The 1,481-nt window shown below is 67.1% G+C and carries 1 protein-coding gene; it reads left to right on the plus strand.

Annotated elements, in window-relative coordinates; all coding sequences use genetic code 11:
* The first annotated feature begins 62 nt into the window (after positions 1–62).
* A complete protein-coding gene (locus WDW90_RS37025; RefSeq protein WP_336492709.1) occupies positions 63–1,382 on the plus strand; it encodes an IS701 family transposase in 1,320 nt (439 codons plus the stop codon).
* Positions 1,383–1,481: the final 99 nt, after the last annotated feature.

The following is a 1,481-nucleotide window of genomic DNA, read 5'->3' on the forward strand; positions in this document are numbered from 1 at the left end:
TACTACTGTGTCACAAGAATGGGGTGTATGAGGGGTGATCCGATCTCGTGCAGGAGCGCGGCATGGATGCCCTGAACTCTTCGTTGGCCGACCAGCCGCGCTTTGCGGCCTATGTCGACACCCTCTCGGGCGTCCTCGGCCATGCTGATCGGGTCGCGCCGCTGAAGGCCTACTGCACCGGCCTCCTCCTACCGGGCTCGCGCAAGAGCATCGAGCCCATGGCAGCCCGGATCGCACCGGCTCGGGTTCAGGCTACCCATCAGGCGCTGCACCACTTCGTGGCCAAGGGCGACTGGTCAGACGCCGCTTTGTTGGCCCGGGTCCGCGCCGCGGTGCTGCCGATGATCGAGAGCCAAGGCCCGATCCAGGCCTGGATCGTCGATGACACGGGCTTTCCCAAGAAGGGCCGGCACTCGGTCGGGGTGTGGCGGCAATACTGCGGGCAGATCGGCAAACAGGAGAACTGCCAAGTCGCCGTGACGCTCTCGCTGGCCAATGCCCAGGCCAGCCTGCCGATCGCCTACCGCCTCTACCTGCCGGAAGCCTGGGCACAGGATCCCGAGCGGCGCACGAAGGCTGGCGTGCCCGAGGCGATCTTCTTCCAGACCAAGCCGGAGATCGCGCTGGATCAGATCCGTACCGCCCAGGCCGAACAGGTGCCGCCCGGTCTCGTGCTGGCCGATGCCGGATACGGGATCGACACAGCCTTCCGCACGGCCCTGACGGAGTTGGGTCTGCGCTACAGTCTCGGCATCTCCTCCTCGACCAGCCTGTGGCCACCCGGAACAGCTCCTCTGCCGCCCAAAGCGTGGAGCGGGCGCGGCAGGCCACCGACCCGGGTGCGGCGCAGCCCCGATCAAAAGCCGCTCTCGGCCGAGAAGCTGGCCCGGTCTCTGCCGGAGGCGGCTTGGCAGCAGGTCAGGTGGCGTGCGGGCCCGAACGGAATGTTGGCGTCGCGCTTTGCGGCGGTGCGGGCGCGCCCGGCGCATCGCGATGAGCTGCGACACGAGCCTCGTGCCGAGGAGTGGGTCCTGATCGAGTGGCCGCAGGGCGAGGCCACGCCGACGAAGTATTGGCTCTCGAGCCTACCGCCCGAGACGTCCCTGGCCGAGCTCGTCAGCCAGACCAAACTGCGCTGGCGCATCGAGCGGGACTATCAAGAGCTGAAGCAGGAGATCGGGCTCGGCCATTACGAGGGGCGGAGCTGGCGCGGCTTCCATCATCACGCCAGCTTGTGCATCGCGGCGTACGGGTTCTTGGTCTCCGAGCGAGGCCGGTTTCCCCCCTCAGGACCGAAGATCACCAGGCGCCAAGCCCCTGTCCTACCCGCCGGTTACAGACCCCGCGGCGCCCCCGATCCGGCCAGAGCGTCACGTGCCTGATTCCATCAAGAGCCTGCGCTTGAGACTGGCGCGTGCACTGGTCCTGTCCCTTCACCGATGTCCCTGCTGCCATCGCTCGTTTGTGACACAGTAGTACTA

This window comes from Methylobacterium nigriterrae, assembly GCF_037106235.1.
Lineage (GTDB): Bacteria > Pseudomonadota > Alphaproteobacteria > Rhizobiales > Beijerinckiaceae > Methylobacterium > Methylobacterium nigriterrae.

What these genes read in the sequence shown, in the direction of transcription:
- WDW90_RS37025 (WP_336492709.1), top strand. Translation starts at nt 63, where the DNA reads ATGGATGCCCTGAACTCTTCGTTGGCCGACCAGCCGCGCTTTGCGGCC.